This is a genomic window from Burkholderia sp. RF7-non_BP4, from assembly GCF_001521935.1.
GTDB classification, from domain to species: Bacteria; Pseudomonadota; Gammaproteobacteria; order Burkholderiales; family Burkholderiaceae; genus Burkholderia; species Burkholderia diffusa.
Genome location: NZ_LOTA01000087.1, coordinates 106895 through 133380, shown reverse-complemented (window position 1 = coordinate 133380; position 26486 = coordinate 106895). Strand labels below are relative to the sequence as shown.

The 26486-nt window shown below is 67.6% G+C and carries 27 protein-coding genes; 19 read left to right on the top strand and 8 right to left on the bottom strand.

All coding sequences use genetic code 11. The features are described 5' to 3' along the window. Positions 1 to 493: 493 nt before the first annotated feature. A complete protein-coding gene (locus WS49_RS26905; RefSeq protein WP_059534997.1) occupies positions 494 to 1936 on the top strand; it encodes a coniferyl aldehyde dehydrogenase in 1443 nt (480 codons plus the stop codon). A gap of 72 nt (positions 1937 to 2008) precedes the next feature. Here the strand turns inward: WS49_RS26905 and WS49_RS26900 are convergent, their stop codons facing one another. Together WS49_RS26900 and WS49_RS26895 are read right to left on the bottom strand one after the other, a co-directional pair. After that, positions 2009 to 3031, bottom strand: a complete 1023-nt coding sequence (locus WS49_RS26900) for a serine/threonine protein kinase (RefSeq protein WP_373557208.1) — start codon at positions 3029 to 3031, stop codon at positions 2009 to 2011. A gap of 58 nt (positions 3032 to 3089) precedes the next feature. Next, complete coding sequence (locus tag WS49_RS26895; RefSeq protein WP_011886311.1) at positions 3090 to 3302, bottom strand: hypothetical protein; 213 nt, start codon at positions 3300 to 3302, stop codon at positions 3090 to 3092. A gap of 627 nt (positions 3303 to 3929) precedes the next feature. Here WS49_RS26895 and WS49_RS26885 point away from each other — a divergent pair. Beyond that, positions 3930 to 4811 (top strand): DMT family transporter, encoded by an 882-nt coding sequence (locus WS49_RS26885; RefSeq protein ID WP_059534992.1) that lies wholly within the window; start codon positions 3930 to 3932, stop codon positions 4809 to 4811. 301 nt (positions 4812 to 5112) lie between these two features. After that, positions 5113 to 5298 (top strand): hypothetical protein, encoded by a 186-nt coding sequence (locus tag WS49_RS26880; protein ID WP_014895742.1) that lies wholly within the window; start codon positions 5113 to 5115, stop codon positions 5296 to 5298. A gap of 119 nt (positions 5299 to 5417) precedes the next feature. On the opposite strand, the gene mgrA is transcribed toward WS49_RS26880, so the two are convergent. After that, on the bottom strand, positions 5418 to 6461 hold the full coding sequence (gene mgrA, locus WS49_RS26875; protein WP_059534989.1) for an L-glyceraldehyde 3-phosphate reductase: 1044 nt from the start codon (positions 6459 to 6461) through the stop codon (positions 5418 to 5420). A gap of 184 nt (positions 6462 to 6645) precedes the next feature. Between mgrA and WS49_RS26870 the strand changes: the two genes are divergently transcribed. Further along, positions 6646 to 6852: a DUF3185 family protein gene (locus WS49_RS26870; protein WP_059534988.1), complete on the top strand. Its 207-nt coding sequence runs from the start codon at positions 6646 to 6648 to the stop codon at positions 6850 to 6852. Between the two features lie 157 nt (positions 6853 to 7009). Here the strand turns inward: WS49_RS26870 and WS49_RS26865 are convergent, their stop codons facing one another. Further along, a complete protein-coding gene (locus WS49_RS26865) occupies positions 7010 to 7783 on the bottom strand; it encodes a phytanoyl-CoA dioxygenase family protein (protein WP_059534986.1) in 774 nt (257 codons plus the stop codon). A gap of 354 nt (positions 7784 to 8137) precedes the next feature. Between WS49_RS26865 and WS49_RS26860 the strand changes: the two genes are divergently transcribed. Then, on the top strand, positions 8138 to 8479 hold the full coding sequence (locus WS49_RS26860; protein ID WP_059534984.1) for a hypothetical protein: 342 nt from the start codon (positions 8138 to 8140) through the stop codon (positions 8477 to 8479). 118 nt (positions 8480 to 8597) lie between these two features. Here the strand turns inward: WS49_RS26860 and metK are convergent, their stop codons facing one another. Next, complete coding sequence (gene metK / locus WS49_RS26855; protein ID WP_043184698.1) at positions 8598 to 9785, bottom strand: methionine adenosyltransferase; 1188 nt, start codon at positions 9783 to 9785, stop codon at positions 8598 to 8600. Positions 9786 to 10050: 265 nt separating this feature from the next. Between metK and lpxL the strand changes: the two genes are divergently transcribed. The 9 genes from lpxL (at position 10051) to hslU (ending at position 19385) form a co-directional block, all read left to right on the top strand. Beyond that, complete coding sequence (gene lpxL, locus WS49_RS26850; RefSeq protein WP_059534982.1) at positions 10051 to 10935, top strand: lauroyl acyltransferase LpxL; 885 nt, start codon at positions 10051 to 10053, stop codon at positions 10933 to 10935. 283 nt (positions 10936 to 11218) lie between these two features. Beyond that, positions 11219 to 12088, top strand: coding sequence for a diaminopimelate epimerase (gene dapF, locus WS49_RS26845; protein WP_059534980.1), 870 nt, complete (start codon positions 11219 to 11221; stop codon positions 12086 to 12088). Between the two features lie 36 nt (positions 12089 to 12124). After that, positions 12125 to 12850: a DUF484 family protein gene (locus WS49_RS26840; protein WP_059534978.1), complete on the top strand. Its 726-nt coding sequence runs from the start codon at positions 12125 to 12127 to the stop codon at positions 12848 to 12850. A 10-nt stretch (positions 12851 to 12860) separates the two neighbouring features. Next, positions 12861 to 13781: a tyrosine recombinase XerC gene (xerC, locus tag WS49_RS26835; protein WP_059534976.1), complete on the top strand. Its 921-nt coding sequence runs from the start codon at positions 12861 to 12863 to the stop codon at positions 13779 to 13781. A gap of 77 nt (positions 13782 to 13858) precedes the next feature. Continuing rightward, positions 13859 to 15073: a class I SAM-dependent rRNA methyltransferase gene (locus WS49_RS26830; protein WP_059534974.1), complete on the top strand. Its 1215-nt coding sequence runs from the start codon at positions 13859 to 13861 to the stop codon at positions 15071 to 15073. A 198-nt stretch (positions 15074 to 15271) separates the two neighbouring features. Next, the gene (locus WS49_RS26825; protein ID WP_059534971.1) at positions 15272 to 16345 is read left to right on the top strand and encodes a CobW family GTP-binding protein; all 1074 of its coding nucleotides are present in this window, start codon (positions 15272 to 15274) and stop codon (positions 16343 to 16345) included. A 495-nt stretch (positions 16346 to 16840) separates the two neighbouring features. Beyond that, positions 16841 to 17257, top strand: a complete 417-nt coding sequence (gene dksA / locus WS49_RS26820; protein WP_006477498.1) for an RNA polymerase-binding protein DksA — start codon at positions 16841 to 16843, stop codon at positions 17255 to 17257. Between the two features lie 237 nt (positions 17258 to 17494). Next, complete coding sequence (hslV, locus tag WS49_RS26815) at positions 17495 to 18031, top strand: ATP-dependent protease subunit HslV (protein ID WP_006760749.1); 537 nt, start codon at positions 17495 to 17497, stop codon at positions 18029 to 18031. A 10-nt stretch (positions 18032 to 18041) separates the two neighbouring features. Continuing rightward, positions 18042 to 19385: an ATP-dependent protease ATPase subunit HslU gene (hslU, locus tag WS49_RS26810; RefSeq protein ID WP_059534970.1), complete on the top strand. Its 1344-nt coding sequence runs from the start codon at positions 18042 to 18044 to the stop codon at positions 19383 to 19385. Between the two features lie 84 nt (positions 19386 to 19469). Here hslU and WS49_RS26805 read toward each other — a convergent pair whose 3' ends face one another. The 3 genes from WS49_RS26805 to WS49_RS26795 form a co-directional block, all read right to left on the bottom strand. Continuing rightward, positions 19470 to 20012 (bottom strand): response regulator transcription factor, encoded by a 543-nt coding sequence (locus tag WS49_RS26805; protein ID WP_044847841.1) that lies wholly within the window; start codon positions 20010 to 20012, stop codon positions 19470 to 19472. Positions 20013 to 20025: 13 nt separating this feature from the next. After that, positions 20026 to 21432: an ATP-binding protein gene (locus WS49_RS26800; RefSeq protein ID WP_059534968.1), complete on the bottom strand. Its 1407-nt coding sequence runs from the start codon at positions 21430 to 21432 to the stop codon at positions 20026 to 20028. Positions 21433 to 21544: 112 nt separating this feature from the next. Further along, on the bottom strand, positions 21545 to 21769 hold the full coding sequence (locus WS49_RS26795; protein ID WP_059534966.1) for a cysteine-rich CWC family protein: 225 nt from the start codon (positions 21767 to 21769) through the stop codon (positions 21545 to 21547). Between the two features lie 296 nt (positions 21770 to 22065). Between WS49_RS26795 and argB the strand changes: the two genes are divergently transcribed. The 5 genes from argB (at position 22066) to metW (ending at position 26387) form a co-directional block, all read left to right on the top strand. Then, positions 22066 to 22965 carry an acetylglutamate kinase gene (argB, locus tag WS49_RS26790; protein ID WP_059534964.1) on the top strand — a complete coding sequence of 300 codons (900 nt, stop codon included), beginning with the start codon at positions 22066 to 22068 and terminating at the stop codon, positions 22963 to 22965. After that, the gene (locus WS49_RS26785; protein WP_059534963.1) at positions 22962 to 23753 is read left to right on the top strand and encodes a pyrimidine 5'-nucleotidase; all 792 of its coding nucleotides are present in this window, start codon (positions 22962 to 22964) and stop codon (positions 23751 to 23753) included. Before argB ends, WS49_RS26785 begins: the two co-directional genes overlap by 4 nt. Further along, on the top strand, positions 23720 to 24382 hold the full coding sequence (gene slmA / locus WS49_RS26780; RefSeq protein ID WP_059534962.1) for a nucleoid occlusion factor SlmA: 663 nt from the start codon (positions 23720 to 23722) through the stop codon (positions 24380 to 24382). Before WS49_RS26785 ends, slmA begins: the two co-directional genes overlap by 34 nt. A gap of 254 nt (positions 24383 to 24636) precedes the next feature. Beyond that, entirely contained in the window at positions 24637 to 25782 is a 1146-nt protein-coding gene (metX, locus tag WS49_RS26775; RefSeq protein WP_059534960.1) for a homoserine O-succinyltransferase MetX, read from the top strand. Beyond that, entirely contained in the window at positions 25779 to 26387 is a 609-nt protein-coding gene (metW, locus tag WS49_RS26770) for a methionine biosynthesis protein MetW (protein WP_044847830.1), read from the top strand. The genes metX and metW overlap by 4 nt, the downstream gene beginning before the upstream one ends. Positions 26388 to 26486 lie beyond the last annotated feature (99 nt).

Below are 26486 nucleotides of genomic sequence, written 5' to 3'. Positions count from 1 at the left end.
CGTTCTGCAGGCCGCGTGCCGACCGGGTTGTCCGGACGCACCGCGCGCGGCCCGCATTTCATTTCAAACGGATGCCCGGACGGTGACGTGCAACACCGTGCGCGCGGCCGGTCGAAATCGAACGACGCCACGTATCGCCGACCGTTTGGACGGCTCGCCGCATGCGCCGCACGACCTGCCGATGCGTGCGTCGCCGCGCGCACCGCACTGCCCTGCTTCGATGCGCCGGCAAGTGCCCGCCGCGCGCGATCGCACACCGGTTGGACATCGCACCCGGCCGTACGCGCGGGCCGTGCAATCCCGTTTTCGGACACGACCACCGTCGCGCGGATGCGACGCTTGCCGCACGCTGCACCCTGCTTTCGCCCGTGCCTCGCATCCGGCCCCGTGCCGCGCGACGCGCGCCATCCCGACCCGCCCCGCCACGCTCGCCGAGCGGGCACGTGCGGCCTGACTGCTGGCCGACGTGCCACGCCCAACTGGAGGAGACGACATGAAGAACGATTTGCCCGAACTGGCCCCGCAAGCGCTGCCGTCGGTCGATGCCTTGACGTCGCTGCTGCGCGACCAGCGCGCGGCCTACCTGCGCGCGCCGTACCCGGAGTGGGACACCCGCGCGCAGCACCTGCGCGCGCTGCGCACGATGCTGATCGATCACGCGGATGCGCTCGCCGATGCGATCAGCGCCGACTTCGGGCATCGCGCGAAGCAGGAAGTGCTGCTGTCGGAAATCTGGATGGCGAAGGAAGAGATCGACGACGCGCTCAGGCACGGCAAGCGCTGGATGAAGCCGATCCGCAAGCCGATGAACAAGTGGCTGCGACCGGCGCGCGCGAAGGTGCTGCCGCAGCCGCTCGGCGTGGTCGGCATCGTCGTGCCGTGGAACTATCCGATCCTGCTCGCGGCCGGCCCGCTGATCTGCGCGCTCGCGGCCGGCAACCGCGCGATCGTCAAGATGTCCGAACTGACGCCGCGCACGTCGGCGCTGTTCGAACAGCTGATCGCGAAGACTTTCTCGCGCGACCACGTCGCCGTCGTGAACGGCGATGCGGAGGTCGGCGCCGCGTTCAGCGCGCTGCCGTTCGATCACCTGCTGTTCACCGGCTCGACGCACGTCGGCCGCCACGTGATGCGCGCCGCGGCCGACAATCTCACCCCCGTCACGCTCGAGCTCGGCGGCAAGTCGCCGGCGATCGTCGGCCCGAATGCACGCTTCGACGCGGCCGTCGACGCGATCATCGGCGGCAAGACGCTGAACGCGGGCCAGACCTGCATCGCGCCCGACTACGTGCTGCTGCCGCGCGGAATGGAAGCGGCGTTCATCGAGCGCGCACGCGCGCGCTTCGCGAAGCTGTATCCGGACCTGTCGACCAACGGCGACTACACGACGATCGTGTCGCCGCGCCATTACGCCCGGCTGCAACAACTCGCGACCGACGCGCAGGCCGCCGGCGCGCAACTGCATCCGCTGTCGGACGCGCCGTCCGATCCCGCGTCGCGGCGCTTCGTGCCGTGCGCGGTCACGCACGTGCCGGCCGCGTCGCAGTTGATGCAGGAGGAAATCTTCGGGCCGCTGCTGCCGCTCGTGCCGTACGAGCGGCTCGACGAAGCGATCGCGTACGTGAACGCGCGCCCGCGACCGCTCGCGCTGTATCTGTTCGACGAGGATGGCGGCACGGTCGACCGCGTGATGCGCGAAACGATCTCCGGCGGCGTGACGGTCAACGATGCGTTGCTGCACATCGCGTGCGGCAGTTTGCCGTTCGGCGGCGTCGGCGCGAGCGGGATGGGCGCGTATCACGGCTACGACGGCTTCGTGACGTTCTCGAAGATGAAGCCCGTGCTCACGCAGGCGCGCCTGAATACCCGCGGGCTGATCGCGCCGCCTTACGGCAAGCGCTTCGCCGCGGTGATCAGGATGATGTTGAAGTTCTGAGCGGCGCGGGCCGCTCGCGTTGCGCGTCGGTCCGCCCGAACCTGCCGCGCGGCGACGTTGCCGCGCGCGCCGTCACACGGGCCAGAGCGGCCCTTCCTGCATCGCGCCGATCTGCTCGCGCAGCTCGAGCACGCGTGCTTCCCAGTAGCGATGCGTGTTGAACCACGGGAACGCGGCCGGAAACGCCGGATCGTCCCAGCGGCGCGCGAGCCATGCCGCGTAGTGGATCAAGCGCAGCGTGCGCAGCGCTTCGACCAGATGCAGTTCGCGCGGCTCGAATTCGCAGAAGTCCTCATAACCGGCGAGCAGATCCGCGAGCGCGCGCGACGCGCCTTCGCGATCGCCGGGCAGCAGCAGCCACAGATCCTGGACCGCGGGCGCCATCCGGCTGTCGTCGAAGTCGACGAAATGCGGGCCCGCGTCGGTCCACAGCACGTTGCTCGGATGACAGTCGCCATGCGTGCGCAGCAGACGGATCTCGCCCGCCCGCTCGAACGCGGCCTCGACGCCTTCGAGCGCGAGCGTCACCGCCGTCTCGTAGGCAGGCCGTACGTCGTCGGGAAGAAAATCGTGAGCGAGCAGATAGTCGCGCGGCTCGTAGCCGAACGTGCGGATGTCGAGCACGGGACGCGCGACATAGGGCTGCGTCGCGCCGACCGCGTGAATCCGGCCGATGAAGCGGCCGAGCCATTCGAGCGTGTCGCTGCGGTCGAGGTCGGGCGCGCGGCCACCGCGCCGCTCGAAGATCGAGAAGCGGAAGCCGTCGAACGCGTGCAGCGTGCGGCCGTCGATGACGCGCGCGGGCACCGCCGGAATCTCGCGCGCGGCGAGTTCGGCGACGAACGCGTGCTCTTCCAGGATCGCTTCGTCCGACCAGCGCGCGGGCCGGTAGAACTTCGCGACGACGGGCGGGCCGTCCTCGATGCCGACCTGGTAGACGCGGTTTTCGTAGCTGTTAAGGGCGAGCAGGCGCCCGTCGGTGCGCAGCCCGATCGGCATCAGCACGCTGTCGAGCGCGTCGAGCACGCACTCGGGCGTGAGGCCGGCGAACGGCGGGCCGGCGGGAGCTGCGGGGGCGGAAGTGACGTCTTTCATGCCCCGCATTGTGCCGTCAGCCGCGCCGAAACACGAGCGTCCGGTGCGGCACGCGCGCTCAGTGGATCGCGGCGCCGGCCGGCAGCACGGATTCGCCGGTGTCGATCAGGTCCTCGAGAAAGAACGGCTCGGTGTTGAGTTCCTTCGACTCGCCCGGCACGCCCGCGTACCAGGTCACCATGGCCATGTCGCCCAGAACACGCTGAACGATGCCGCGCGCGCCCTTCGGCACCGCGATATGGGTAGTGCAGACAATCGACCCGACATGCATGATGGTTCCCCACTCTTGAAACTTGAAACCCGGCTCGCTGGCGAGCCGGCAAATGCACGATCCGCGCCGCCCTCGTCGGGGTGTTGCGCGTGATCCCATTGTTCACGGTTTATCGAAGCGCGAAAAGAAGAAGAAGCAGGCGAAGTGCCGCGAATTCGTCGAATGTCTCCAATCAACCACTGCGCCGCGCGTGCGCTTGCACGGGCGGATACCCCCATCATACCCTGTCGAATGTGACCGTCCGCCGAATCCGGCCACACGCACGGCACCGACCTCCCGCCGACCGTGGTTGCATCAGGCGGCCGCCCTGCGTTACCTTTGACGTTCATTCGCGTTCAAGCGCATTTCGACACGATGCAACCGCTCACGTCCGCTCTCGCAAATTCCCGGCCGCAGTTCGACTCGCGGCCGCAGGCGTGCGCGCATCCGTCGGTCCTCCCTCCTCCTGTCGCACCGCCGTTCGTCGGCGCCGCGCCGCCCCCGCCGGCGGCACGCGTCGGCTGACCAGCCGGCTTTCGGTTTCCGTTTTCCCTTCGCCCGTTTGCGGCCGTTCGTGCGCCATGACGCACGGCGCGTTCCCGCGCGCGCGACGTGGAACGTTTCGATCCGTTCGACAGGTGGATTCACATGGTTTCGTTCAAACGCGCGCTCGCCGCGCATGGCGTGACGTCGCTCTTCGTCTTGCTGTGGAGCAGCGGCGCGATCTTCGCTGAACTCGGTCTGCGTCACGCCTCCGCGTTCGTCTTTCTCACCGCACGCTTCGCGCTCGCGTCACTCGTGCTGCTCGTGCCGGCCGTCATGCGCGGACGCTGGCTGCCGCCGCGCGGCGAGCGGCGCATGGCCGCGCTGACCGGCCTGCTGATGATGGGCGGCTATTCGATCTTCTATCTGCTCGCGCTCGAGCGCGGGATCGCGCCGGGCGTGCTGGCGACGATCCTCGGCGTGCAGCCGATCCTCACGCTCGCGATCGTCGAGCGGCGCTGGCAACCGATGCGCGTCGCGGGGCTCGGGCTGTCGTTGGCCGGTCTCGCGCTCGTCGTGTGTCGCGGCGTGGGCGGTGCAGGCCTGCCGATCATGGGCGTCGCCTGCGCGCTCACGGCGCTCGTCGCGCTGACCGCCGGCTCGCTGCTGCAAAAGCGTGTGCGCGCGGCGCCCGCCGACGTGTTGCCGCTGCAGAACGCGATCGGCCTCGCGCTGTGCGTGGCGATCCTGCCGTTCCGGCCGATCTCGGTCGAGGTCGGCTGGGCGTTCATCGTCCCGCTGCTGTGGCTTGGCATCGTGATCTCGGTGATCGCGCAGTTGCTGTTCTACCGGTTGATGCAACGCGGCGATCTCGTCAACGTGACGAGCCTGTTCTATCTCGTGCCCGTCGTCACCACGCTGATGGACGCGGTCTGGCTCGGCAACCGGCCCGAACCGCTCGCGCTCGCCGGCATGGGCACGATCGTCGCGGGGCTCGCGCTCGTGTTCCGCACGCCGGCCGTTCGCGCGCGACCCGATCGCGCGTAGCGGACGGGCCGCCGCGCCTGCGGGTGCGGCGGCCCGTATCGAACATGTCCGACGATTCAGCGCGAACCGAAAGGAGCGGGAAAGAATGGTGCAAGGCATTCGTCCGACTCGCCGGAAAAGTGCGGAATCTCCGGGGTTTTCCGCATACTTTTAATGGTTCGGATAGCGAAAAACGCAGCGCGGTTGCCTATACTCGAACTGCCGGCCCCGTTCGCCATGGGGCCGGCCCAATACGAGAAATGCCCGGCATGGGGGCTGGAAGACGCGTGTGCGCCTGTTCCAGCCGGCTATGGAGACACGCATGACGACCTACTTCACGATCGGCGACTTCATCCTGTTGATTCCGATGGCGCTGGCCGGCGCGCTATTTCTCGGCGCGGTGCCGTGCGCAACCGAATTCCGTCACAACCTGCTGCGCGTGCTCGGCGTCATCCTCGGCGTCGGCGTGGCGGTATTGCTCGTCGAAGGCCTGCCCGCGCTGCTCTAGCGACGCGTTGGCACGCGCCGGTCACGCCGCCGCATCGCGGCGACTTAACCGCTTGTGTGCGTGCGCGGCGATACGGCATGCAATGATTCGCATCCCGTATCGACCGTCCTTGATGCCGATCAGATTGCCTGATCGGTGGACGGTTTTTCCCACAGATTGATGCCACCCTCGGTCGCGTAGCGATCGATCTCCGCGAGTTCGTCGGCCGAGAATTCGAGATTCTTCAGCGCGCCGACGTTTTCACGCACCTGCTCCGCACGGCTCGCGCCGATCAGCGCGGACGTCACGCGGCCATTGCGCAACACCCATGCGAGCGCCATCTGCGCGAGGCTCTGCCCGCGCCGCTCCGCGATGCCGTTGAGCTTGCGCACATGCTCGAGGTTGTCCGCGCTCAGGTGATCCTGCTTCAGCGAGCCGCCGCCCGGCTTGTTCACGCGCGCATCGGCCGGCACGCCGTTCAGGTATTTCGACGTCAGCAGCCCCTGCGCGAGCGGCGTGAACGCGATGCTGCCCGTGCCGATGTCGTCGAGCGTGCCGAGCAGATCCTGCTCGACCCAGCGGTTCAGCAGGTTGTACGACGGCTGGTGGATCAGCAGCGGCACCTTGTATTGCGCGAGCAATTCGGCCATCTCGCGCGTCTTCGCGGCCGAGTACGACGAAATGCCGATGTACAGCGCCTTGCCCTGCTGCACGGCCGATGCGAGTGCGCCGGCGGTTTCCTCGAGCGGCGTGTGCGCGTCGAAGCGGTGCGAATAGAAGATGTCGACGTAGTCGAGCCCCATCCGCTGCAGGCTCTGGTCGAGGCTCGCGAGCACGTACTTGCGCGACCCGCCGCCGTTGCCGTACGGCCCCGGCCACATGTCCCAGCCGGCCTTCGTCGAGATCAGCAGCTCGTCGCGGTACAGCCGGAAATCTTCCTTCAGCAGCCGGCCGAAGTTGGTTTCGGCGCTGCCGTACGGCGGCCCGTAGTTGTTCGCGAGGTCGAAGTGATTGATGCCGAGGTCGAACGCGGTGCGAAGGATGTCGCGCTGCGTCGCGATCGGCGTCGAGTCGCCGAAGTTGTGCCACAGGCCGAGCGACAGGGCGGGCAGTTTGAGCCCGGATTTGCCGCAGGTGCGGTATTGCATGTCGGCATAACGTTCGGAAGCTGCTTCGTAGGCCATGAGTCGGTTCCGTGAAGACGTCGGGGATGGGACGCGCGCCGCGCGCGAACATCGCGCGCCGGCGGCGAGGGAAACGTACGACGGTTATGGTATCGAACGTGGCCGAAGCGCGCACGGCCATGGACGCGACCGCGTGCGTCGCCTACACTGCGGCGTCTCGAATCACCGTTACAGCGAGGTTGGTATGTCCCGGGTCATCTCGGTTGCGCTGCTCGTCGGCGGCGTCGTGCTGCTGTATTTCGGCGGCCAGTCGTTCCATTCGATCAACGACAACGTGTCGCGCTTCTTCACCGGCTCGCCCGCCACGAAGACGATCCTGCTGATCGCCGGCGGCGCCGTCGCATCGCTGATCGGCCTGATCGGCCTCGCGATGCCGGGCAACAAGCGCTGATCGCGCGGCCGCGCGACCCACGCCGGCGGCCGGCATCGCGCGAGCGGGCTGCACGAAACGCAACGGGCGGCCCAGGCCGCCCGTTTGTTCATCCACCCGCGCGGCCGCAGCGCCGCATCGGACAACCGGCGCGGCTGCGTCGCCGCCCGAACCGCCGTTAGAACTGCACTTCCGGCTTCGCCGCCGAACGCGTGCCCGGCATCGGCCGGTTGCTCACGCCGTGGTACGTATAGACGAGCGAGAACTTCACCTGGTCGGAACGGTTCTGCCCCGCCGAATGCAGCGTGTTGCAGTGGAAGAACACGACGTCGCCCGTCTGGAGCGACGGGCAGGTTGCCGCGTCGATCATCTTGCGGTTTTCCGGCAGGTCGCTGCGGAAGAATTTCGCGTCGTCGAACGCTTCCGGCCCGAATTCGGCCGTATGCGAACCCGGCACGAGCCAGAGCGCACCGTTTTCATTCGTTTCCGGACCGAGCGCGAGCCACACCGACACCATGTCCGCGCGTTCGAACGACCAATAGCGGAAGTCGCGATGCCAGCCCGTCAGGCTGCCGTACGCGGGGTGCTTCGTCATCATGCAGTTGTGATGCGCGCGCGACAGCACCGGCTGCTCGCCGAAGTACTCGCGCATCCACGCGCCGATTTCGGGCGCGATCGCGCGCGCGGCGAACGCCGGATCGCGCGTGTAGGCATCCAGCAGCCGCCGCACCGTATGCCCGCCCGGCGCATGCTTCGATTCGGGCGCGCCCGGGTAGCGCAAATCCGCCTCGAACTCGATCGGCTCCGCCGCTTCCTGCAACTGGCGCGCCGCGATTTGCTTGAGCGCCGCGCACTGCGCCTCGTCGACGAGGCCGCGCGCGACGACGAAGCCGCGTTCGCGCAATTCCGCGACTTGCGCGCGGATCGATTCCGACTGCAATGAAGACGACATGGGATGCCAGACGTTTATCGTGTGAATGTGACGATTGTAAATCGGCGCCGGATGCCGCGAACAGCGCCATTGTCGTACGCAGGGGCATGCCAATCGTCGATTTGATCTGGCGCAAGGGAACTGTGCGACGCGGCGCGAGCACTCAGCGACAGGCGGTATGCAGCCACACGCTTGCGGCACAAGGGTTTATCGCGACTTTTGCACGTCATGAATCCCTTGTAGCCTGTCGCGGCCTGTCAATTCTGGCGGGCGCGGCGCGCAACGACTTTCGATAAGATCCGTTGCGCCTTCCGAGGCCGTTCATACCAGTGCGCTTTTCAAGGGCGCCATTCATACAAGCGAAGCATCGTTCACATGCCATTCCGTCTGACTTCCCGTCTCAACCGCACCGCGAAACGCGTCGCGCCGTCCGCTCCCGCCCGCCCGCTGCGCCATCACCGCGCACGCACGCAGGCGCTCGCGGAGCGCACGCACGCGCACAGCCGGCTGGACGGCATCCGTGCCTGGTTCCACGCGTTCTTCTCGATGATGAGCGCGCAGGCGTTCGCGCGCCGCGCCGGCCTGCGCTCGCTGCTGCAGAAACCGTCGTCGCTGCGCGCGCTCGCGCTGCGCCGCACATTGGGCCCGCAGCGCCGCATCAACCGCCCGCGCCGCCTCGCGGCCAGCAACGGCTGGTTCGGCTTCAGCGCGCGCTGAAGCCGCGCCGGCGGGCAGCCGCCCGCCACGATCGCCGCGACGCCGTCATCCCGACGGCGATCGACGTGCATAAAAAAACCCCGGCATGCCGGGGTTTTTCGTTTCGGGCGGACGACGCTTACGCGACGCGTGCCGTCGGCTCCACGCCGGCCGCTTCGGCCAGTGCGAGCGCCTTGTCGGTCGCTTCCCACGAGAATTCCGGCTCTTCGCGGCCGAAGTGGCCGTAAGCTGCCGTCTTCTCGTAGATCGGGCGCAGCAGGTCGAGCATCTTGATGATGCCCTTCGGACGCAGGTCGAAATGCTCGCGCACGAGCTTCGTGATCACCGCATCCGACACGCGGCCCGTGCCGAACGTGTTGACCATCACCGAGGTCGGCTCGGCGACGCCGATCGCGTACGACACCTGGATCAGCGCGCGCGATGCGAGGCCTGCCGCGACGATGTTCTTCGCGACGTAACGGCCGGCATACGCTGCCGAACGGTCGACCTTCGACGGATCCTTGCCCGAGAACGCGCCGCCGCCGTGCGGTGCGGCACCGCCGTAGGTATCGACGATGATCTTGCGGCCCGTCAGGCCGCAATCGCCCTGCGGACCGCCGATCACGAACCGGCCGGTCGGGTTCACCAGGAACTTGATGTCGCCCTTGATCAGGTCGGCCGGCAGCGTCGGCTTGATGATTTCCTCGATCACGGCTTCGCGCAGCGCCGGCAGTTCGATGTCCGGTGCGTGCTGCGTCGACAGCACGACGGTGTCGATCGAATCGGGCTTGCCGTCGACGTAGCGGATCGTCACCTGCGACTTCGCGTCCGGGCGCAGCCACTGCAGGCGGCCGTCGCGGCGCAGGCTCGCCTGGCGCTCGACGAGACGGTGCGACAGGTGGATCGGCAGCGGCATCAGTTCCGGCGTTTCGTCGCATGCGTAACCGAACATCAGGCCCTGGTCGCCCGCGCCTTGATCGAGGTTGTCGTCATGCGCGCGGTCGACGCCTTGCGCGATGTCCGGCGACTGCTTGTCGTACGCGACGAGCACCGCGCAACCCTTGTAGTCGATGCCGTAGTCGGTGTTGTCGTAGCCGATGCGCTTGATGGTGTCGCGCGCGATCTGGATGTAGTCGATGTTGGCCGTCGTGGTGATTTCACCGGCCAGGACGACGAGACCCGTGTTGCACAGCGTTTCGGCTGCAACGCGCGAATATTTGTCCTGCTCGAGGATGGCGTCGAGAATCGCGTCCGAGATTTGGTCCGCGACCTTGTCCGGATGGCCTTCGGAGACGGATTCGGACGTGAAGAGATAATCGTTTGCCACTTTTTCAGGCTCCTGTGTGGTTACGGTTGGTTTCACGTAGCCAGCTTCGTTGGGCCTGAAGCGGCGACGCTTTAGCGGATTACCAGGACCGGGCAGCGCGCTTCGCGCCAGCCGGCTTCGCCCCGCAAGTTGTCAGTTAACTCGGCGAAGCCCGTATTATAGCGGCTTTCGTGAATTGTCACAGAGCGCCACCCGTGCTGCATCGTCCGCTGTCCTACCCCCCTGTTCGCAACGTGCCGGCCAGCCGGCCCCACGGAGATTCCGCATGCTAGGCCGCCTCGGCACGCACCTCGCCATCGGCTTGCTGAAGCTGCTCGCCCTGCTGCCGTACGGCTTGACCGCACGGTTCGGCGACGGCCTCGGCTGGCTGCTGTACCAGATTCCCAGCCGGCGAAAGCGCATCGTACATACCAATCTGAAACTCTGCTTCCCCGACTGGAGCGACGAACGGCGCGAGGAAGTGGCGGGCCAGCACTTCCGCCACGCGATCCGCAGCTACGTCGAGCGCAGCGTCCAGTGGTTCGGCTCCGAGCGCAAGCTCGCGAAGCTGATCCAGGTCGACAGCGCGGTCGATCTCACCGATCCGGATCTGCCCCCGACGCTGTTCCTGGGCCTGCATTTCGTCGGCATCGAAGCCGGCTCGATCTGGCTGAACCGTTCGCTGCAGCGCCGCTGCGGGTCGCTGTACCAGCCGTTCTCGAACGCCGTGCTCGAGGAAGAGGCGAAGCAGGCCCGCGGGCGTTTCGACGCCGAGATGGTCGGCCGCGCGGACAGCGCGCGCGTCGTGCTGCGCTGGCTGCGCGACCGCAAGCCGGTGATGCTCGGCGCCGACATGGACTATGGCCTGCGCAATTCGACGTTCGTACCCTTCTTCGGCGTGCCGGCGTGCACGTTGACGGCCGTCGGCCGGCTCGCGAAGACGGGCCGCGCGCAGGTCGTGCCGTTCATCGGCGAGGTGCTGCCGAACTACAAGGGATACCGGCTGAAGGTGTTCAAGCCGTGGGACAACTACCCGACCGGCGACGACGATCTCGACGCGCGGCGGATGAACGAATTCCTCGAGGAGCAGATTCCGCTGATGCCGGAGCAGTATTACTGGGTGCACAAGCGCTTCAAGACGCGCCCGCCCGGCGAGCCGAGCCTCTACTGAGCCGAACCCGCGGGCGCGCCGTCGGATGCGCGCCCGCACCCGTGCCGCCTTCGGCGCGCCTGCCAGAAAATCGCGGGCCGACTGCTGCGCGAGCCACGGATCCGCCCTCCCGGCGTTTTCCTCGCCCGGCCATCCGAATGACGCCCCGCCCGCGCAGGACGCCCCTGTCGGCTGCATGTATCATTTGCGGTTGAGATCAGCACGACGAACGACGCCGCCCGCCCTGGCGGCACGCCGCGTCCGCCGTGCCGACCGCCCTGTTCGCCATGGAATTCCGGACCCAGTGAAACTCTCGTTCACCAAGATGCACGGCGCGGGCAACGACTTCGTCGTGCTCGACAGCTATTCGCGCGCGCTGCCGCCGCTCACCGAGGCGCAGGTGCGTGCGCTCGCCAACCGACACTTCGGCATCGGCGCCGACCAGTTGCTGCTCGTCGAGAAACCGACCGTCGACGGCGCGGACTTCAAGTACCGGATCTTCAATTGCGACGGCGGCGAAGTCGAACACTGCGGCAACGGCGCGCGCTGCTTCGTGAAGTTCGTCAGCGACCGCGGCCTGACCGACAAGCGCAGCGTGCGCGTGCAGGTGATGAAGGGCCTGATCACGTTGACGATGCAGGATGACGGCGAAGTCGTCGTCGACATGGGCGCGCCCGTGTTCGCGCCGGCGCAGGTGCCGTTCGACGCCTCGGGGCTCGACGGCCGGACCGAAGGCAACGACACGCTGTGGCCGCTCGACGTCGGCGGCCGCACGCGCTGGATCTCGACGGTGTCGATGGGCAACCCGCACGCGGTGCAGGTCGTCGACGACGCCGAAGCGTATCCGGTGCTCGACGAAGGCCCGTTGATCGAGCTTCACGCCCGCTTTCCGCAGCGCGTGAATGCCGGTTTCATGCAGATCGTGTCGCGCAACGAAGTGAAGCTGCGCGTGTACGAGCGCGGCGCGGGCGAGACGCTCGCGTGCGGCACCGGCGCGTGCGCGGCGGTGGCGGCCGGCATCCGGCGCGGCCTGCTCGATTCGCCGGTGACCGTGCACACGCACGGCGGCACGCTGACGATCAGCTGGGACGGCGCGCGCGACGAAACCGCCGCGCTGATGATGGCCGGGCCCGCCGCAACCGTGTTCGAAGGCGAGATCGACCTGAACGTCTGACCCTTCAACGTCCTGATAACTGAACGCTCCAGCCACATGAACGATCGCGAAGTCGCCGACTACCTGCTCGCCAATCCCGAATTCTTCGCGCAACACGCGGAACTGCTCGCGACGATCCGTCTCGCGAACCCGCACGGCAAGGCCGCGATCTCGCTGCAGGAGCGGCAGATGGAAATGCTGCGCGACAAGAACAAGCATCTCGAGCGCCGGCTCGCCGAGCTCGTGCGCTACGGCCACGAGAACGACAGCCTGTCCGCGAAATTCAGCCGCTGGACCGCGCGCGTGATCGCGGAACGCGACCCGTACGCGCTGCCACGCACGATCGCCGAAGGCATCGCCGACGTGTTCGACGTGCCGCAGACCGCGCTGCGCGTGTGGGACGTCGCCGACACTTACGCGCAGGCCGATTTCGCGCGCCAGGTCGGCGAGGAAGTGCGCCTGTTCACGAACGGGCTGTCGACGCCGTATTGCGGCGCGAACACCGGATTCGAAGCGGCCCAGTGGCTCGCGCCCGCGCTCGCGGCGCCGGCCGTGAATGCGGCGGAAGGCGCCGAAGCCGCGCCGGCCGGCGACGGCGCGGCCACCTCGGTCGCGCTGCTCGCGTTGCGCGCGCCGCTCGGCGGCACCGACGCCCCCGCGTTCGGCCTGCTGGTGCTCGGCTCGCCCGATCCGCGCCGCTTCCACGACGGGATGGCGACCGACTTCCTCGCACAGATCGCGACGCTCGCGAGCGCCGCGCTCACGCGCCTGCTGCCGCACTGATCCCGCGCCCATGACCGACGATCCGATCGCCGCCTACCTGTCGAACCTGAAGCACGTCAGGCAGCTGTCGGAACACACGCTGCGCGCGTACACGCACGAACTCGACGAACTGAAGAAGCTCGCCGCCGGCCGCCCGCTCGACGCGCTGACGGCCGCCGACATGCGCGGCGCGGTCGCGCGCGCGCATGCGGGCGGGCTGTCCGCGCGCTCGATCGCGCACCGGCTGTCCGCATGGCGTGCGTTCTACCGCTGGCTCGCGCAGCGCATCGAGATGCCCGCGAACCCCGTTGCCGCGGTGCGTGCGCCGAAGCGACCGAAGACCCTGCCGAAGGCGCTGTCGGTCGACGACGCATCGGCATTGATGGACGCGCCGCTCGCCGGCACGACCGAAGGCATCCGCGATCACGCGATCCTCGAGCTGTTCTATTCGTCCGGGCTGCGCCTCGCCGAACTGGTCGGCCTCGACGTCATGTACACGCAGGCGGACGGCTACCGCTCGGCCGGCTGGCTCGATCTCGCCGAAGCCGAAGTCACCGTGCGCGGCAAGGGCAACAAGGAACGCAAGGTGCCGGTCGGCCGCAAGGCGATCGAGGCGCTGAACGCGTGGCTCGCGGTGCGCGGCGAATTCGTGAAGCACGATCCGCATCCGCTGTTCGTGTCCGTGCGCGGCAACCGGATGGCGCCGGGCGTCGTGCGCGACCGCGTGAAGCGCGCGGCGCTGGCCGCGGGCATCCCCGCCAACGTCCACCCGCACGTGCTGCGCCATTCGTTCGCGACGCACGTGCTGCAGTCGAGCGGCGACCTGCGCGCGGTGCAGGAATTGCTGGGCCACGCGAGCGTCGCCGCGACGCAGGTCTATACGTCGCTCGACTTCCAGCATCTCGCGAAAATTTACGACAGCGCACATCCGCGCGCGAAAAAGCGCGACTGACGCGCGCCCCCGCCCTCCCCGCCGCGAACGGCGGCCGGCAACGGCCGGCGCCGTCCGCGGCTCCTTTCGATCCGATCATGCAAACCGTCACACTCAGACCGTCCAAGGAAAAATCGCTGCTGCGCCGGCATCCGTGGATCTATGCCAATGCGATCGACCGCGTCGACGGCACGCCCGCGCCCGGCGCGACCGTGATCGTGCGTGCGCACGACGGCCGCTTCCTCGCGCGCGGCGCGTACAGCCCGCAGTCGCAGATCCGCGTGCGCGTGTGGAGCTTCGACGAGAACGAGCCGATCGATCACGCGTTCTTCAAGCGCCGCGTGCAGCGCGCGGTCGCGCACCGCACGGCGATGGTGTCGGGCACGGGCGCGGTGCGGCTCGTGTTCGGCGAAGCCGACGGGCTGCCGGGGCTGATCGTCGACTACTACGTCGCGGACACGGCCGAGCCGGGCGCCGCGCCGCGTGGCCAGCTCGTGTGCCAGTTCATGGCCGCGGGCGTCGAGGCGTGGAAGGACGCGATCGTCGCGGCGCTCAGCGGTGCGACCGGCTGCCCGAACGTGTACGAACGCTCGGACGTGTCGATCCGCGACAAGGAAGGGCTCGCGCAGACGACCGGCGTGCTGGCCGGCGACGCGCCGCCCGCGACGCTGATCGCGAACGAAAACGGCGTGCGTTATCACGTCGACGTGCCGAACGGCCACAAGACAGGCTTCTATGTCGACCAGCGCGACAACCGCGCGCTCGTCGCGCAATTCGCGGCCGGCCGCGACGTGCTCAACTGCTTCTGCTACACGGGCGGCTTCTCGCTCGCGGCGCTCAAGGGTGGCGCGAACCGTGTCGTGTCGATCGACTCGTCGGGCGACGCGCTCGCGCTCGCGCAGCAGAACGTCGTCGCGAACGGCTTCGATGCCGGGCGCGCGACCTGGCTCGACGCGGATGCGTTCAAGACGCTGCGCCGCCTCGTCGACGAAGGCGAGCGCTTCGACCTGATCGTGCTCGATCCGCCAAAGTTCGCGCCGACCCGCGACAGCGTCGACCGCGCCTCACGCGCCTACAAGGACATCAACCTGAGCGGCTTCAGGCTGCTGCGCCCGGGCGGCCTGCTGTTCACGTATTCGTGCTCGGGCGCGATCGACATGGACCTGTTCCAGAAGATCGTCGCGGGCGCGGCCGCCGACGCGAAGGTCGACGCGCGGATCCTGAAGCGGCTCGGCGCGGGCGTCGATCACCCGCTGCTCGCCGCGTTCCCGGAAGGCGAATATCTGAAGGGCCTGCTGTTGCAAATCGTGTGACCGCCCCGATCTACGCGCACACCCGCGTCCGCCCGGCCGCCCCGCTGGCGGCTCCGCGCTCGAGCCTGTCGTCCGGACGACGGGCGAGGGCTTGACAGGTATGTTTCAATGGATGGTTGTGCGCCCCGGCTCGCGAGTCGACGGCGCGACGCACACATCCTGGTTTTGACCCCGATTCACGAACCACAGGCGACCGACATGGCCACTCCCGTCACCATCCTCACCGGCTTCCTCGGCAGCGGCAAGACGACGCTGCTCAAGCGCATCCTGAACGAACAGCACGGCATGAAGATCGCCGTGATCGAGAACGAGTTCGGCGAAGAGAACATCGACAACGAGATCCTCGTCCAGGACACGAACGAGCAGATCATCCAGATGAGCAACGGCTGCATCTGCTGCACGATCCGCGGCGACCTCGCGCGCGCGCTCGGCGATCTGGCCGCGAAGAAGCGCGAAGGCAAGCTCGACTTCGACCGCATCGTGATCGAGACGACCGGCCTCGCGAACCCGGGCCCCGTCGCGCAAACCTTCTTCATCGACAGCGAGATCGCCGACGATTTCCTGCTCGACGCGGTCATCACACTCGTCGACGCGAAGCATGCGGACGCGCAACTCGACGAACACGAAGTGGTGCAGCGTCAGGTCGGCTTTGCCGATCGCCTGTTCGTCACGAAGTCGGACCTGGTCGACGACCAGACCGTCGCGGCGCTCAAGCACCGCCTGATGCACATGAACCCGAAGGCGACGATCAAGATCGTGAACTTCGGCGATGCCGACATCAAGGAAATCTTCGACCTGCGCGGCTTCAACCTGAACGCGAAGCTCGAGATCGACCCGGACTTCCTCGCCGAGGACGACCGCGCGCACCATCACCACGATCACGACCATGATCACGATCACGCGCATTGCGACCACGATCACGGTCAATGCGCGCACGATCACGACCACGGCCATCACCACCACGCGCATCACGACGACAAGATCAAGTCGTTCGTATACCGCAATGACCGCCCGTTCGACCCGAACAAGCTGGAGGACTTCCTCGGCGGCATCCTGCAGATCTACGGCGAACGGATGCTGCGCTACAAGGGCGTGCTGTACATGAAGGGCGTCGACCGCAAGGTCGTGTTCCAGGGCGTCCATCAGATGATGGGCAGCGACCTCGCCGCGAAGTGGCTGCCGGTCGAGAAGAAGACCAACAAGATGGTGTTCATCGGCGTCGACCTGCCGCAGGACCTGATCACCGACGGCCTCGACGCCTGCCTCGCCTGAGCCTTCGGGCCGGCGTTGCGCGCCTTCCATGCGGCCGCCTTCCGGGGCGGCCGCGGCGCTTGCGCGGTGCCTTTTCCGGGCAGGGTTTCGCCGTCATCGCTTTTTCGCGATTTGCGCGTTATATTTTCTAGATATTGGCGCAGCCGACGGGGATCGACCCGATACGGCGCCCGCTTGCGATTCAGTTACAATACGTGCCCGCTGGAGTACGGCAACAAACAGGCCCGGTTCTTGCTGAACCAGTTTTCCGGGCATCGCAACCGCGCCGGATCGCCAATCCGCCTCTCGGCCGCGGCCGATGCAATGTGCCGCGCAGCACACCGGTTCGCAGCGCGCGCAACTCCGCGCCAGGCCTATCCTGGTATTTGAGAACCGGTTTTCCAGAGGCTTTCGGCCCCGCGGCGGCAAATCGCAAATGATTGCAAGCGCAGTTGCGGGTAATCCCAAAGTGCAGGCACTATCTCCTGATTTGCCGCACATTGAAGAAGCAAGCAGATGACGAAGAAACTCTTGACCGAAGCCGAAATCCTGAAGATGAGCGACAAGGATTACATGAATGAGGATCAGCTCGCCTTCTTCAAAAATCGGCTCGAACAGTTGCAGGCGGACATCCTCAAGAACGCAGGCCAGACGACCGAGAACCTGCGCGAGACGGTGATCGTCCCCGATCCCGCCGATCGCGCGACGATCGAGGAAGAGCACGCGCTCGAGCTGCGCACGCGCGATCGCGAACGCAAGCTCCTCAAGAAGGTTCAGCAGTCGCTCGCCCGCATCGATTCGGGCGATTACGGCTGGTGCGAGGAAACCGGCGAGCCGATCGGCATCCCGCGCCTGCTCGCGCGCCCGACGGCCACGCTGTCGCTCGAGGCGCAAGAGCGCCGCGAGCTCCGCCAGAAGCTGTTCGGCGACTGATCGAGCGGCGTTCCGCTCCGACACGCTGCTTCCCGAAAGCGCGCGGCCTGCCGCGCGCTTTTTGTTTTTCCGGCACCGGTTCCCGGCCCGCCGGCCGATTTGCCTCCCCCTCTTGATATCCCGGCGCCCGCCCTAAAATGAAACGGACGCGCGCCGGGCCGCTCCCCGGCGCACTGCGATTCAAGCGGCGGCGCCCCGCGCCGCCCGACTCTTCCCCGTTTTTCTCAAGGAACGCAGATGGAGCAATTTCACGGCACGACCATCGTTTCGGTCCGGCGCGGCGACAAGGTCGCGCTCGGCGGCGACGGCCAGGTAACCCTCGGCAACATCGTCATGAAGGGTGGCGCGCGGAAAGTGCGGCGGATCTACAACAACCAGGTACTGGTCGGATTCGCGGGCGGCACCGCCGATGCGTTCTCGCTGCTCGATCGCTTCGAGGCGAAGCTCGAGAAGCACCAGGGCAACCTGACCCGCGCGGCCGTCGAGCTCGCGAAGGACTGGCGCACCGACCGGATGCTGCGCCGCCTCGAGGCGATGCTGATCACGGCCGATGCGACCACCACGCTCGTGATCACCGGCAACGGCGACGTGCTCGACCCGGAAGGCGGCATCTGCGCGATCGGCTCGGGCGGCGCCTATGCGCAGGCCGCGGCCCGCGCGCTCGCGGAGAACACCGAGCTGTCCCCGCGCGAGATCGTCGAGAAATCGCTCGAGATCGCCGGCGACATGTGCATCTACACGAACCACAACCGCATCATCGAAACGATCGAGTAAGGACCGCACCATGAGCACCATGACCCCTGCCGAGATCGTCTCGGAACTCGACAAGCACATCATCGGCCAGGACAACGCGAAGAAGGCGGTGGCCGTCGCGCTGCGCAATCGCTGGCGCCGCCAGCAGGTCGCCGACCCGCTGCGCCAGGAAATCACGCCGAAGAACATTTTGATGATCGGGCCGACGGGCGTCGGCAAGACCGAAATCGCGCGCCGCCTCGCGAAGCTCGCCGACGCGCCGTTCATCAAGATCGAAGCGACCAAGTTCACCGAAGTCGGCTACGTCGGCCGCGACGTCGACAGCATCGTGCGCGACCTGATCGAGATCTCGGTCAAGCAGACGCGTGAATCCGAGATGCGCAAGGTGCGCAGCAAGGCGACCGACCAGGCGGAAGACCGCATCCTCGACATCCTGCTGCCGCAACCGCGCGCGGTGGGCTTCGGCGGCAACGCGGATAACGCGAACGACGACAACAACGCCACGCGCCAGACCTTCCGCAAGCGCCTGCGCGAAGGCCAGCTCGACGACAAGGAAGTCGAGCTCGACCTCGAGCAGCCGTCGGCCGGCATGGACATCATGGCGCCGCCGGGGATGGAAGAGATGACCGAGCAGATCCGCTCGATGTTCTCGAACCTCGGCAGCGGCAAGAAGCAGCGCCGCAAGGTGAAGATCAAGGAAGCGCTGAAGCTGCTGACCGACGAGGAAGCGGCGAAGATGCTCAACGACGAGGAAGTGAAGACGAAGGCCGTGCAGAACGTCGAGCAGAACGGCATCGTGTTCCTCGACGAGATCGACAAGATCACGTCGCGCAACAACGAAGGCAGCGGCGGCGAAGTGTCGCGCCAGGGCGTGCAGCGCGACCTGCTGCCGCTCGTCGAGGGCACGACGGTCAACACGAAGTACGGGATGGTGAAGACCGATCACATCCTGTTCATCGCGAGCGGCGCGTTCCATCTCGCGAAGCCGAGCGACCTGATTCCCGAACTGCAGGGCCGCTTTCCGATCCGCGTCGAGCTCGACTCGCTGTCGGTGAAGGATTTCGAGGCGATCCTCGTCGCGACCGACGCGAGCCTCGTCAAGCAGTACCAGGCGCTGCTCGCCACCGAAGACGTGCAGCTCGAGTTCGCCGAAGACGGCATCCGCCGCCTCGCCGAGATCGCGTACGCGGTCAACGAGAAGACCGAGAACATCGGTGCGCGCCGGCTGTACACGGTGATCGAGAAGCTGCTCGAGGAAGTGTCGTTCTCGGCCGGCAACCACGCCGGCGAGCGCGTGACGATCGACGCGAAGTACGTCGATCGCGCGCTCGGCGAAGTGTCGCAGGACGAAGACCTGTCGCGCTACGTGCTGTAACGCGCGCGGCGTCGAATGCGAAACGGGCGGCCCGGCGGGCCGCCCGTTTTCGTTGGTGCGTCCGGCCGATGCCGCCGCGCCCCTTTACTGCCGCACCGGCTTCTTCGCGAGCTTGCGCTGCAGCGTGCGGCGGTGCATGTTCAGCGCGCGCGCGGTCGCCGAGATGTTGTTGTTGTTCTCCGCCAGCACGCGCTGGATGTGCTCCCATTCGAGCCGGTCGACCGACAGCACGACCGGATTCTCGAGCGCCTCGTCGGCCTGCACTTCGCTCGCGTTGGTCTGCAGAGCTGCCAGGATCGACTCGATGTTCGCCGGCTTCGCCAGATAGTTGTCGGCGCCTTCCTTCACCGCCTGCACGGCGGTCGCGATGCTCGCGTAGCCGGTCAGCACGAGAATCCGCGCGTCGGGCTGCAGGTCGCACAGCGGCGCGATCAGGCTCAGGCCCGAATCGTCGCCGAGATGCAGGTCGACGGTGATGAACTGGAACTTGCCGCCGGCCGCCAGCCGCAGCGCCGCCTCCTTGTCGTGCGCCTGCTGGACCGCGTAGCCGCGGCGCTCGAGGCCGCGCGCGAGCGTGCCCGCGAACACCTCGTTGTCGTCGATCACCAGGAAATTGTTCTCGCTCATGTGGTTTCTCCGTCTACGTGTTGGTTGAGGCGACCGGCACCGCGATTCGCGCCACCGGCAGGCGCAGCACCGCGCGCGTGCCGCGGCCGGGGGTGCCGGCCGGGCGGCCGTCCGGCGGGGTCGCCGCTCGTTCGGTCGCGCGCTGGCCCGACGCAGCTGCCGCGTGCCCGTTCGCGCCGCCACCGGCGCGCCCGTTGCCGCCCGTCGCGCGCGGCGTGACATCGGACAGCTCGATCTCGCCGCCGAGACGCACGGCCGCGCTGAACGCAAGGTACAGGCCGACCCCGTGCCCGCCCTGCGTGCTGTCGACCGGCATCGAGCCGAGCGATTCGCGCAACGCGGCCGGAATGCCGGGGCCGTCGTCGCATACCTCGAATTCGATCTGGTCCGCAGCCCGCTCGTGGTGCGCGAGCTTCGCGGCCAGCGTCACGCGGTGCGGGCTCGCCCGCGCGGCGTTGTCGAGCAGGATCGTCAGGATCTGGCCGGCCGCGACGGTGTCGTCGAGTCCGACGCCCGACGGGCGCGCGCCGAGCAGTTCGAACTGCACGTGCGGATGCCGCAGGCGCCAGTGCTCGACGAACGTGTCGAGCCAGTCGTCCACCGGCTGGCGGCTCGCCGGCGCGCTCGCCCGGCTGCGCAGGCGCGCAAGCGCCGACGTGCAGAGCGTCATCTGTTCTTCCAGCACCTTCAGGTCGGCCTCGTAGCGCGCGAGCCCCGGATCGGCGCGGGCCGCGTCGCGCAGCTCCTCCGCGAGCATCGCGATCGTCGACAGCGGCGTACCCATCTCGTGCGCGACGGTGGCGGCCTGCACGCCGAGCGCGACCGCCCGCTCGTCGCGCAGCAGGTGCGCCTGCGCTTCGCCGAGCGCCGCATCGCGCTGGCGCAACGCGTTCGACATACGCGCGACGAACCATGCGATCAGCCCGACGCTGACCATGAAGTTCGCCCACATCCCCGTGCGGTAGTAGTCGAACAGGTTCGCCGGATTGTCCATGTTGAGCGGCACCGAATCGAAGCCGAGCGCCGCGTAGCACGCGACCGCAAACGCCGCGAGCCAGATCATCAGGTGCCACGGCAGCACGGCCGCCGCGATCGCGAGCGACGGCAGGTACAGCGACACGAACGGGTTGGTCGTGCCGCCCGACAGGAACAGCAGCGCCGACAACGCGCCGAGGTCGACCCACAGCTGGCCGAGCAGTTCGAAATTGGTCTCGGGCCGCGCGCGCAGCACGCGCACCCAGGTCAGCGCGTTGAAAACGATTTCGAGCGCGATGACCATCAGCATCGCCGGCAACGGCAGATGCACGCCGAAATAGGTCTGCACGACGCCGATCGTCACGAGCTGGCCGATGATCGCGAGATTGCGCAGCCAGAACAGGTGACTGAGGTTGACGCGCCCGGTGGTGGTAATTCGTTGCATCCGAGCAGTTTACCCGTTTAGCGCCCGGCACCTCTACCGGGGGCCGGATCAGTGAAGACGGACGGAGCACCGGGCGAGCCGGCGTCGAGCCGGATTGCACGGGCCTGCGCCGTCAGCCGGCCGCGCGTGCCATGCGCTGGGCGATCTCGTCGGCGAGGCACTCCGGGCAGCGGCAGCGCGTACCGGGCGCCGGCGGCGCGCCGCCGGACAGGGTCGGCATCGACGCGCACCAGCAGTCGAACGGCTGCGTGCCGGCGCCGCAGTCGAAGCCGCGCCCGCAGTGCGGGCAGCGCGCACGGCGCGGAGTCGAACGGGCGTCGGCGGCGGTATCGGTCATGGCGGAAACGCGGAAGCGGGCATGAAGTCACCCTACGCGACAAGCATAGCGCGGCAGGCGGATTTTGCACGTCGGCCGATCGGCCGATGCGGGCCGCCAACGCGGGTCGAGTCGCGCTGTCCACGCCGCCGCCACGGGGGCCCCGCGCGGGGTCCGGCACCATGGCCGGCGGGCCGCCGCGCGTGGCGACCGGCCCGTGCGATCGGCCGTCCGGCCAGCCCAAAAACCCGATGCTGCGCTGCGCCACTCCTGTACAATTCGCCCTGTTTCAACCGTTCCCAGCCAGAGCCGCCGCCATGTCCGAGCCCATCGACCTCTCGCAGATCGCCCCCACGCTGAAGGCAGAAATCCTCGCCGAGGCGCTGCCGTACATCCGCCGTTACCACGGCAAGACCGTGGTGATCAAATACGGCGGCAACGCGATGACGGAAGAGCGGCTCAAGCAAGGCTTCGCGCGCGACGTGATCCTGCTGAAACTGGTCGGCATCAATCCGGTGATCGTCCACGGCGGCGGGCCGCAGATCGATCACGCGCTGAAGAAGATCGGCAAGGCCGGCACCTTCATCCAGGGCATGCGCGTGACCGACGAAGAGACGATGGAAGTCGTCGAATGGGTGCTGGGCGGCGAAGTCCAGCAGGACATCGTGATGCTGATCAATCACTTCGGCGGCCATGCGGTGGGCCTGACGGGCAAGGACGGCGGCCTGATCCACGCACGCAAGCTGCTGATGCCGGACCGCGACAACCCGGGCCAGTACATCGACATCGGCCAGGTCGGCGAAGTCGAGGCGATCAACCCGGCGGTCGTGAAGGCGCTGCAGGACGACGCGTTCATCCCGGTGATCTCGCCGATCGGTTTCGGCGAGGACGGCCTGTCGTACAACATCAACGCGGACCTCGTCGCAGGCAAGCTCGCGACGGTGTTGAACGCCGAGAAGCTGCTGATGATGACCAACATCCCCGGCGTGATGGACAAGGACGGCAACCTGCTGACCGACCTGTCGGCGCGCGAGATCGACGCGCTGTTCGCGGACGGCACGATCTCGGGCGGCATGCTGCCGAAGATCTCGTCGGCGCTCGACGCCGCGAAGAGCGGCGTGAAGTCGGTGCACATCGTCGACGGCCGCATCGAGCACTCGGTGCTGCTCGAAATCCTGACCGAGCAGCCGTTCGGCACGATGATCCGCTCGCATTGAGCGCGCGCCGCACAACCACCGGCCCCGACCTGCCGGCGTCGCTGCGACGCCGGCGCATCTCCCGCAGCCGGCCGCGCGCCGGCGCGCCCGTCTGGCTGTTCGATCTCGACAACACGCTCCATCACGCATCGCACGCGATCTTTCCGGAGATCAACCGCGCGATGACGCAGTACATCGTCGACACGCTCCACGTCGGGCGTGCCGAAGCCGACCGGCTGCGCACCGGCTACACGCAGCGCTACGGCGCCGCGCTCCTCGGCCTCGCGCGCCATCACCCGATCGATCCGCACGACTTCCTGCGCGTCGTCCACACGTTTTCCGACCTGCCCGCGATGCTGCGCGCCGAGCGCGGCCTCGCGCGCATCGTCGCCGCGCTGCCGGGCCGCAAGTTCGTGCTGACCAACGCGCCCGAGAACTACGCGCGCGCGGTGCTGCGCGAGTTGCGCATCGAGCGGCTGTTCGAGCGCGTGATCGCGATCGAGCACATGCGCGACCGTCGCACATGGCGCGCAAAGCCCGACCACACGATGCTGCGCCGGATTTTGCGCGCCGCGCATGCGCGGTTCGAAGACGCGATCCTCGTCGAAGATACCCGCAGCCACCTGAAGCGCTACAAGCGCCTCGGCATCGGCACGGTGTGGATCACCGGGCACCTGCCGGGCCATCTGCCGAACATCGGCCGCCCCCAATATGTCGACCAGCGCATTCGTTCGTTAAAATCGCTCCGACTGGGCACACGATCGGGGCGACAGAAATGCAGCCGACTTACCCGCAGGACCAAGCCGTAACGGAAGACCGGGCCACACCGTCCCGCGCGCGCCCGAAACCGGGCGAGCGCCGCGTGATGATCCTGCAGACGCTCGCCGCGATGCTCGAGGCGCCGAAGCCCGAAAAAATCACGACGGCTGCGCTCGCGGCCCGCCTCGACGTGTCGGAAGCCGCGCTGTACCGGCATTTCACCAGCAAGGCGAAGATGTACGAAGGCCTGATCGAGTTCATCGAGCAGGCGCTGTTCGGGCTCGTCAACCAGATCGTCGCAAAGGAGCCGAACGGCGTGCAGCAGGCGCGCACGATCGCGCTGACGATGCTCAATTTCGCCGCGAAGAATCCGGGCATGACGCGCGTGCTGACGGGCGAGGCGCTGGTCGGCGAGGACGAGCGGCTCACCGAGCGCGTGAACCAGTTGCTCGACCGAATCGAGGCGACCGTCAAGCAGTGCCTGCGGGTCGCGCGTACCGAGGCGCAGGCGCCCGATGGCGCCGCGCCGTTCGTGCTGCCGGCCGATTACGATCCCGCCGCGCGCGCGAGCCTGCTCGTCAGCTACGTGATCGGCAAGTGGCACCGGTTCGCGAAAGGCGGGTTCCAGAGGCCGCCCGGCGAACAGGCCGATGCGCATTTGCGGCTGATCCTGCAGTAGCCGGGGCAGCCGGCCCGCGAAATCCGCGCTCCGCGGAATTCCGCTATACTCCTCCGACCTGCCGCCTCCTTGGCGGCAGGTCGGAAGCGCGCCGATTTGCTGACTCGATTGCGGGCGCGCGAACCGACCAGGGCCTTGATGCGTCTTCGTCCCGGCGGTTCACTATAAATGCGGCTAAAGAGGTCGTCAGCCGCGCACCTTCGCCTCCGCGCATCGCCGACACCGTTTAGCCGCCCAGTCATAAGGCGGAACGAATGGAATCGATCGGCATCGTCGCTCCACAGACCATGCACTTCGCCGAACCGCTGCGCTTGCAAAGCGGCAGCGTGATCGGCAACTATCAGCTCGTCGTCGAGACGTACGGCGAGCTCAACGCCGCGCGCTCGAACGCGGTGCTCGTCTGCCACGCGCTCAACGCGTCGCACCACGTCGCCGGCATCTATGCGGACGACCCGCGCAGCACCGGCTGGTGGGACAACATGGTCGGCCCGGGCAAGCCGCTCGACACCAACCGCTTCTTCGTGATCGGCGTGAACAACCTCGGCTCGTGCTTCGGCTCGACCGGCCCGATGAGCATCGATCCGTCGTCCGGCAAGCCGTATGGCGCGCGCTTTCCGGTCGTCACCGTCGAGGACTGGGTGCATGCGCAGGCGCGCGTCGCCGACGCGTTCGGCATCGAGCGCTTCGCCGCCGTGATGGGCGGCAGCCTCGGCGGGATGCAGGCGCTCGCATGGAGCCTGATGTATCCGGACCGCGTCGCCCACTGTATCGACATCGCATCGACGCCGAAGCTGTCCGCGCAGAACATCGCGTTCAACGAGGTCGCGCGCTCGGCGATCCTGTCCGATCCCGACTTCCACGGCGGCGACTACTACGCGCACGGCGTGAAGCCGAAGCGGGGCCTGCGCGTCGCGCGGATGATCGGCCACATCACGTATCTTTCCGACGACGACATGGCCGAGAAATTCGGCCGTGCGCTGCGCCGCGCGGACGGCGCGCTCGACGCGTACAACTTCAGCTTCGACGTCGAATTCGAGGTCGAGTCGTACCTGCGCTACCAGGGCGACAAGTTCGCCGACTACTTCGACGCGAACACCTATCTGCTGATCACGCGCGCGCTCGACTACTTCGACCCGGCGAAGGCGTTCGACGGCAACCTGACGGCCGCGCTCGCGCACACGCAGGCGAAGTACCTGATCGCGAGCTTCTCGACCGACTGGCGCTTCGCGCCCGCGCGGTCGCGCGAGATCGTGAAGGCGCTGCTCGACAACAAGCGCACGGTCAGCTACGCGGAGATCGACGCGCCGCACGGCCACGACGCGTTCCTGCTCGACGACGCGCGCTACCACAACCTGCTCCGCGCGTATTACGAACGAATCGCCAACGAGGTGGGTGCATGAACCAGCAAGCGCTGAACTCCCTGTCCGCACGCGCGGACTTCCGTGCGATCGCCCGCTGGGTCGAACCGCGCGCGACCGTGCTCGATCTCGGCTGCGGCGACGGCTCGCTGCTGTCGCTGCTGTCCGAGGAACTGGACGTGTCCGGCTACGGGATCGAACTGAACGACGCGGGCGTGCTCGCGAGCGCGAAGAACGGGATCAACGTGATCCAGCAGAACCTCGAGGACGGCCTGCGCCTGTTCGAGGATCACAGCTTCGATTTCGCGATCCTGTCGCAAACGCTGCAGACGATCCACCAGACGGCCGCGATCCTGCGCGAAACCGCGCGTGTCGGACGCGAATGCATCGTGTCGTTCCCGAATTTCGGCTACTGGGCGCACCGGCTGTCGGTGCTGCGCGGCCGGATGCCGGTGTCGAAGTCGCTGCCTTACCAGTGGCACAACACGCCGAACGTCCGGGTGCTGACGATCAAGGATTTCGAGGCGCTCGCGCCCGAAGTCGGCGTCACGATCCTCGACCGCATCGTGCTGCACGAAGGCCAGCCGATTCGATGGGGAGCGAACTGGCGTGGTAGTCTTGCTGTCTACCGCGTCAAGCGCAGCTGAGCCGGGGAGCCGTTGACGGATGATCCGGCCCGCACCCGCGTGCGGCCGCCCCTCCTGCGCCGCCCGCGCCGCCTGCGCTGCCGCCGCAATCAAGTCAAC